General features: G+C 29.4%; 7 protein-coding genes. 6 read left to right on the top strand and 1 reads right to left on the bottom strand.

Annotated features, from left to right (window positions below; genetic code table 11):
- Window positions 1-307 precede the first annotated feature (307 nt).
- Window positions 308-439 carry a hypothetical protein gene (locus tag U9O55_00175; protein MEA2088249.1) on the bottom strand — a complete coding sequence of 44 codons (132 nt, stop codon included), beginning with the start codon at window positions 437-439 and terminating at the stop codon, window positions 308-310.
- A 395-nt stretch (window positions 440-834) separates the two neighbouring features.
- Here U9O55_00175 and U9O55_00180 point away from each other — a divergent pair, with 395 nt between their 5' ends.
- The 6 genes from U9O55_00180 to U9O55_00205 form a co-directional block, all read left to right on the top strand.
- Window positions 835-1,659, top strand: coding sequence for a metal ABC transporter permease (locus U9O55_00180; protein MEA2088250.1), 825 nt, complete (start codon window positions 835-837; stop codon window positions 1,657-1,659).
- Complete coding sequence (locus U9O55_00185; GenBank protein ID MEA2088251.1) at window positions 1,656-2,912, top strand: phosphoglycerate kinase; 1,257 nt, start codon at window positions 1,656-1,658, stop codon at window positions 2,910-2,912. Before U9O55_00180 ends, U9O55_00185 begins: the two co-directional genes overlap by 4 nt.
- 60 nt (window positions 2,913-2,972) lie before the next feature.
- Window positions 2,973-4,259: a phosphopyruvate hydratase gene (gene eno / locus U9O55_00190; GenBank protein ID MEA2088252.1), complete on the top strand. Its 1,287-nt coding sequence runs from the start codon at window positions 2,973-2,975 to the stop codon at window positions 4,257-4,259.
- A 75-nt stretch (window positions 4,260-4,334) separates the two neighbouring features.
- The gene (locus U9O55_00195) at window positions 4,335-4,901 is read left to right on the top strand and encodes a type IV toxin-antitoxin system AbiEi family antitoxin domain-containing protein (protein MEA2088253.1); all 567 of its coding nucleotides are present in this window, start codon (window positions 4,335-4,337) and stop codon (window positions 4,899-4,901) included.
- Window positions 4,894-5,601 carry a nucleotidyl transferase AbiEii/AbiGii toxin family protein gene (locus tag U9O55_00200; protein MEA2088254.1) on the top strand — a complete coding sequence of 236 codons (708 nt, stop codon included), beginning with the start codon at window positions 4,894-4,896 and terminating at the stop codon, window positions 5,599-5,601. Before U9O55_00195 ends, U9O55_00200 begins: the two co-directional genes overlap by 8 nt.
- Before the next feature lie 41 nt (window positions 5,602-5,642).
- On the top strand, window positions 5,643-6,150 hold a 508-nt coding region (locus U9O55_00205), incomplete at its 3' end, for a 2,3-bisphosphoglycerate-independent phosphoglycerate mutase (protein ID MEA2088255.1).

A 6,150-nucleotide genomic window follows, 5' to 3' on the forward strand; every position in this document is an offset into this window, starting at 1 on the left:
AATTCTTATGTCTATGGAAATTATCCAATCAATGCTATAATAAAAGCAATCAAACTTGGAGGCAAAACAGTTCATCCAAGCATTCCATATTCCGCGTGGCAAAACGCGAAAGATTATGTTGATTATATTGATAAAAAATAATTAACGGATTAACGGATTATGAATTAACGGATGGCTCCCACATTTGAAAAAGAGCCTGTTCCATTGAATGGCGGGAGGGACTAATGGGGATTTTGTAATTAAAAATTTTATAATAATAAGGGGCTTATTAATCTTCTAGAACAGAAAATCAATAAAATAAGTTAAATTAGCTCATTAAAATTCTAATAATTTTGCTTGTTAATTCGTCGTGATTCAGTTCTCTGTTATTATGCCTGAATTCCATTTTTTTTAAATAGTAAATCCAGTTTTTCTTTTTAATTCCTTTATATGATTGCATATTAACTTTTGATAATCCTCAAAATTCTTCCATGCCGTTAATGTGAACTTTTCCAGAAACATATTTTTTTTTGCCATGATCAATCGACGAGTGAATATAATCAAGTCCTGCTAATCAAGCATGTCTTTTCCATTTGTCAGAGTAGACTTTACTTTTAATCTCAATTTTACTTTTGATAATAGGCTCTAATTGATTTTTTCAGTATCAGGGATGGGAACTAAAAATATTTAAAAATATTTATGGTTATAATCCAACAAGCGCTATTGATTGGGATATTATAAGAGCAATTGCGTATTCTGGAGCGACAAGATAAAATATAATTTATTTCCAATAGTTTGCTTTTTGTAAAGGAGAATAAGTCAAAAATAAAATTGTGATTTTTTTAGATCAAATCTATGGAAATTTTTTCTTATGTTTTTTTTCGTAACGCGATTATCATAGGTATGTTTGCAAGCGTCGCCTGTGGAATAATTGGGTCTTTTGTTGTTGTAAAAAGAATTTCGTTTATTAGCGGAAGTATAGCGCATTCTTCTTTCGGCGGAATAGGACTGGCTTATTTTTTAGGATTTAATCCAATTATTGGAGCTATTGTTTTCAGTATTTTATCCGCGTTAGGAATTGGAGTTATAAGTGAAAAATTTAAAGCGCGGGAAGATTCTATGATAGGGGCGATGTGGTCTTTAGGAATGGCAATCGGGTTGGCGTTTATTTATTTAACTCCTGGGTATAGCGCGGATCTGTTTAGTTATCTTTTTGGAAATATTTTAATGGCGACTAATATTGATTTAATATTAGCGATTATTTTGGATCTGTTCATAATTATCAGCGTTATTGCTTTTTACAGATGGTTTGTCGCTATTATTTTTGATAAAGAGTTTGCAACTGTCACAAATATAGCTGTTTTTCCTATTTATCTGTTTTTGCTTTGTTTAATCGCGTTAACAGTCGTGGTTTTGATTAGAATTGTTGGAGTGATCTTAGTGATTGCTTTACTTGTTTTGCCTTCCGCAACAGCTCAAATTTTTAATAAAAATTTTAAAAAGATTATTTTGTGGTCAATTTTATTTGGAAATCTTTTTACTATTTCAGGAATATTTTTATCTTATTTTTTCAATATGCCGTCAGGACCGGCGATTGTTTTTGTTTCCAGTTTTGTTTATATTATGTTTTTACTTTTAGACAAGTTTTTTAAAACAACTTATAATTTTAATTTAAAATGAAATTAAAAAGCATTAAAGATATTAAAAATTTAAAATCAAAACGTATTATAGTTCGTGTTGGTTTTAATGTTCCATTAAATAAAAATAAAATAATTGATGATCGAAAAATACAATCAGTATTGCCAACAATAAATTATTTAATTGAAAAAAACGCAAAAGTAATTTTAATTAGCCATTTAGGAAGACCAGACAAAAATCAAAAATCAAAAATCAAAAATCAAAATAATGGATTACATTTTAAAATAAATAAAGATGAAGAATTTAGTTTAAAGCCAATTGCAAAAAGATTAGAAAAGTTATTAAATAAAAAAGTTAAGTTTATTTCAGATTGCGTTGGAGAAAAAGTTGAAAAAGAAATTAGCAAAATGAAAGACAAAGAAATTATTTTATTGGAAAACCTTAGATTTTACAAAGAAGAAGAAAAGAACAGTAAAATTTTTGCAAAGAGCCTGTCAAAATTCGGAGATATTTATATTAACGAAGCTTTTTCTGTTTCTCATCGCAATCATGCTTCTGTTTCCGCGATAACAAAATTTTTGCCAAGTTTCGCTGGGTTTTTGTTAGAGGCTGAAGTTTTTAATTTGTTGAAACAGCTTAAAAATCCGCAAAGACCTTACATAATTTTATTAGGAGGGGCAAAACTTTCCACAAAAATTAAATTAATAGAAATTTTAGGCAAGAAAGCTGATAAAATTTTGATTGGCGGAGCAATAGCTAATGTTTTTTTAAAAGCAAAGGGCTATGAAATAGGCAAGTCTTTAGCAGAAAAAAATATGATAATTCAAGCTAAGGCAATGTTAAAAAAAAGGAATTTAAGCAAAAAATTTTTGTTGCCAACAGATGTTGTTATTGGAAAATCAATTAATAAAGCGGAAAGAGTGGAGCTTAAGAAAGTGGAGGGTATCCAAAATAATGATATTATTTTAGATATAGGTGTAGAAACGGTTTACGCTTATTCGCAAATTTTAAAGAAAGCTAAAACTATTTTATGGAACGGACCAATGGGAAAATTTGAATTTAAACAGTTTAGCCATGGCAGTTTAATGTTGGCAAGAGTAATTGCTTCCGTGTCTTCTGATAGAGTTTTTTCAGTTTGTGGAGGAGGGGAAACAGCGGAAATTTTAGATTTAACTAAAATGGAAAAATTTGTCAGCTGGGTGTCAACTGGCGGAGGGGCAATGCTGTCGTTTTTAGCAAATGAAGAAATGCCGGGGATAGAACCGCTGAAAGAGTTAAAAGTCAAAAGCAATTAAACATTTAAGTCATTAGTCATTCATTTCAAATTAAAAATTAACTATATAACTATATTATTTATGTCTAAATTTACCATTAAAAAAATTTCTGGACGCGAGATTTTAGATTCTCGCGGCAATCCAACAATTGAAACAAAAGTTATTTTAGAAAATAACATTATTGCGAAAGCCAGTGTTCCATCTGGAGCGTCAACAGGAGTCCACGAAGCCTATGAAATGCGCGATAAAGAAAAGCGTTATAATGGTTTGGGTGTTTTAAAAGCAATTAAAAATATCAACACTAAAATTAATAATTCTTTGGAAGGTTGCGATGTTCGTTTTATTGAAAAGATTGATAAAAAAATGATTGCGCTAGATGGAACTAAAAATAAAAAAAGGTTAGGAGCTAACGCGATTTTAGGCGTGTCTTTGGCTTGTTGCCGCGCTGGCTCAGTTGCTAAAAAACAACCTTTATACAAATATATTACTGAAAGCTATAAATTAAATAATAAATACAAATTGCCAATCCCAACTTCTAATATTTTTAATGGCGGAAAACATGCTGACACAAATTTAGATTTTCAAGAATTTATGATTACGCCTATCGCAAAAAATAAAAAAATGGAAAAAAGAATTTTTTCAAAGCAGATCCGAATGTGTTCAGAAATTTTTCATGAGCTTGGCAATATTTTAAAAAAAAGAGGGCTTGATACGGATGTTGGCAATGAAGGGGGATATGCTCCTGATATTTATTCAAGTATACAAGGATTGGATTTGATAATGGCTGCGATTGTTAACGCTGGTTACGCGTTAGGGATAGATGTCGGAATTTCTATTGATGTTGGCTCTTCTGTTTTATATGACAATGAAAAGAGGAAATATATTTTTAAATTAGATCAATCAATATTCACAAATTCTACTTTAATCGGGCTTTACTACGAATGGTTAAGAAAATATCCTATTATTTTTATAGAAGATGGATTAGCAGAAGACGATTGGGAGGGGTGGAAAGAATTAACAGAAGTTTTAGGTAAAAATATTATTTTAGTCGGTGATGATTTATTTGCCACAAATATTAAAAGGCTTAAAAAAGGCATAAAACAAAATATAGCTAACGCGATTTTAATTAAGCCTAATCAGATAGGGACATTGACTGAAACTATTGAATGTATTAAATTTGCTAAAAGTGCTAATTATAAAATTATTGTTTCCCATCGCAGTGGTGAAACCAATGATGATTTTATTTCTGATTTAGCTGTTGCTGTTAACGCGGATTATATAAAAGCGGGAGCTCCCAACCGTGGAGAGCGAGTGGCTAAATATAATAGGTTGCTGGGAATAGAAGAAGAATTATATGTTGTTGGGTAATTCATTTTGACAAAATAATTTAATAATATATACTGTAAGTAAGAATAATTATTACTTATAGATTATATTATAAAAATGGATAATCTTTTATTAAAACTTTATCAATCGTCCAAAACTATTTTAACAACAAAAGAGATTGCTTTGTTGTGGAAAGAGAGAAACAAAGATAATCTTAAAAGCAAAATTTTTTATTATGTCAAAAAAGGCTGGCTTATCAGATTAAGAAAAGGGATTTTTGCTAAAAACAAAAAGTATAATCTTAAAGAATTATCAGTAAGTATTTATACGCCGTCATATATCAGTTTTGAAACTGTTTTGCGGGAGGAAGGAATTATTTTTCAGCATCATAACGCTACTTTTGTCGCTAGTTATCTTTCCAAAGAAATACTATGCGGAAAAAATAAAATTATTTTTCGTAAATTAAAAGACGCAGTTTTGATAAACCAAAATGGCATAATTAATAAAAATAATTTTTGCCAAGCAAGCAAAGAACGAGCTTTTTTAGATATGATTTATTTGTTTAAAAATTATCATTTTGATAATTTAGACAGTTTGAACTGGAAAAAATGTTTTGAATTGACAAAAATTTATCACAATAAAGAATTAGTTAAAAGATTGCAAAAATATCATCAAAATGCTTAATAAAGAAAAACATCAATTAATAATGACTAGAATTCTCAAGGATATTTACAGCGATGTTGAGATTTCTTCTTTTTTAGGATTTAAAGGCGGAACAGCGGCATGTCTATTCTATAATTTACCTCGTTTTTCTGTTGACTTAGATTTTGATTTGATAAATAATTTTAGAGATTCAACCAAAATTAAAAATCCGGTTTTTTTGAAAGTTGAAAATATTCTAAAAAAATATGGAACAATAAAAGAAAAGCAAATCAAGCGCTGGACAATTTTTTTTCTTTTGTCTTATGGAGATACAGACCATAATATTAAAATAGAAATTTCTACTCGCCAACATAATAATCAGTATGAGATTAAAGAATATTTAGGCATTGCAATCTTAGTTGCTAAAAAAGAAACTCTTTTCGCTAATAAGTTAGTTGCTTTAATCAACAGAAAAAATATCGCTATGCGTGATGTTTATGATATTTGTTTTTTCGCGCGAAACAATTGGGATATTGACGAACAAATAATTTTTTTTTGGACTGATAAAAAGTTAAAAAGTTATCTTGGCGAGTGCGTCAAAAAATTGGAAAAAATCAGCGACAGAATGATACTGCAAGGATTAGGCGAAGTTTTAAAAGATAAAGATAAAATATGGGCAAAGGAAAATTTAAAAAAAGAAACAATTTTTCTTTTAAAAAATTATCAAAAAAGTTTGAAATAATTTTTATAGAGTAAAATAATTAAAATAATAGAGATATTTTTATGTACAATAAAAATAAAAATTTACCTTTAGTTTTATTAATTTTAGACGGCTGGGGTTTATGTAATATTAAAAAAGGCAATGCAATAGCTTTGGCAAAAACTCCTGTTTTAGATAAAATATATAAAAATTATCCAAACACAAAATTGTGCGCGCATGGAGAGTGTGTTGGTTTATTAAAAAACCAAGATGGCAATTCAGAAGCAGGTCATATGAATATTGGAGCTGGCAGGATTGTTGAGCAAGAAACAGTATATATATCCAAGTGTATTAGCGACGGCACTTTTTTTCAAAATTCAGCTTTCAGGCACATGGTCGCGCATGTTAAAAAAAACAGATCAAATTTGCATATTATGGGGTTGCTTTCAACCAGTGATAGCGCCCATTCCAATCCAGATCATTTGATAGCGATTTTAACTTTGGCGCATTCAAAAAAAGTTAAAGTTTTTTTGCATCTTTTTACGGACGGAAGAGATAGTCATCAATATTCAGCGATAAAATTATTAGAAA

Source organism: Patescibacteria group bacterium, assembly GCA_034660655.1.
In the GTDB taxonomy this organism is placed as follows: Bacteria; Patescibacteriota; Patescibacteriia; order JAACEG01; family JAACEG01; genus JAACEG01.

Bases quoted from the DNA above. Each gene is read 5' to 3' on its own strand.
- U9O55_00175 (MEA2088249.1), bottom strand. From the start codon at position 439: ATGCAATCATATAAAGGAATTAAAAAGAAAAACTGGATTTACTATTTA.
- U9O55_00200 (MEA2088254.1), top strand. From the start codon at position 4,894: ATGCTTAATAAAGAAAAACATCAATTAATAATGACTAGAATTCTCAAG.
- U9O55_00180 (MEA2088250.1), top strand. From the start codon at position 835: ATGGAAATTTTTTCTTATGTTTTTTTTCGTAACGCGATTATCATAGGT.
- U9O55_00185 (MEA2088251.1), top strand. From the start codon at position 1,656: ATGAAATTAAAAAGCATTAAAGATATTAAAAATTTAAAATCAAAACGT.
- eno (MEA2088252.1), top strand. From the start codon at position 2,973: ATGTCTAAATTTACCATTAAAAAAATTTCTGGACGCGAGATTTTAGAT.
- U9O55_00195 (MEA2088253.1), top strand. From the start codon at position 4,335: ATGGATAATCTTTTATTAAAACTTTATCAATCGTCCAAAACTATTTTA.